The organism is Pseudomonas sp. SDO55104_S430, assembly GCF_054070595.1.
The window spans coordinates 1-814 of the sequence record NZ_JBSVXG010000494.1; the positions used below are offsets into that span (position 1 = coordinate 1).

Sequence of the window (814 nt, forward strand, 5' to 3'; positions counted from 1 at the left end):
ATTGAGTCCACCAATATCTACCACCTGGAATTTGCAGATCTGGCCTATGCAGCCGGTTGTGTGATCTACATGGTCGGCGGTTACGAGCTGCACCATTACCGCGAAGGTGTGAAGGTGCGCGCCAAAACCGATGCCCTGGATGCCAAGCTTCTTGCTCGTTACTTGAAAAATGAGCATGAAGAGCTTCGCCCATGGACACCGCCTTCACCGCTCTATCGTCAGCTCCTGAGCCTGTTCCGTCGCCGCGCGGCCTTGGTCCAGGCGCGAGTCGCGCTGGTACAAAGTTGGGCGAATGAGCCCTTGCTCAAGACCGCTTTTACCCAGCAAATAAAGTCCATGCAGCAACTTGAGACGCTGATCGAAAAGATGATCAACGACCTACTCAAAAATGCTGGTTTACAGGGGCAATTGAAGCGCTGCCTGAAGGTCGAAGGCATTGGTTTCCTGACTGGAGCTCGCTTGCTTACAGCGTTTCAGCGAGGCGACTTCAGAAATTCAGATGCATTCATCGCCTTTTTGGGGATGGATTTGCGGGTGAGGCAATCAGGACAGAAAGACGGTAAACGGAGCCTGACCAAACGAGGTGATCCGGAAGCCCGCAGGCTTTTGCACAACGCAGCCATGTCCGCCAGCCGAACCAAAGCCTGGAAAGGACTTTATGAAGAGCACAGGGCTCGAGGTTTCAGCACCACCCAGGCACTGGTGATGCTGGCCCGCAAGCTTGCTCGGGTTGTATTCGCCCTGCTCAAGGGAAAGAGCGAATATCAGCCAAAAGCCGGTTGAGAGCTTCCCCTCAACCATAGAATCTCCCACA

General features: G+C 54.2%; 1 protein-coding gene. It reads left to right on the forward strand.

Annotated features, from left to right (window positions below):
* A partial coding sequence (locus ACW9JE_RS30875; RefSeq protein ID WP_457434928.1) for an IS110 family transposase occupies positions 1–783 on the forward strand: 783 nt, incomplete at its 5' end.
* Positions 784–814: the final 31 nt, after the last annotated feature.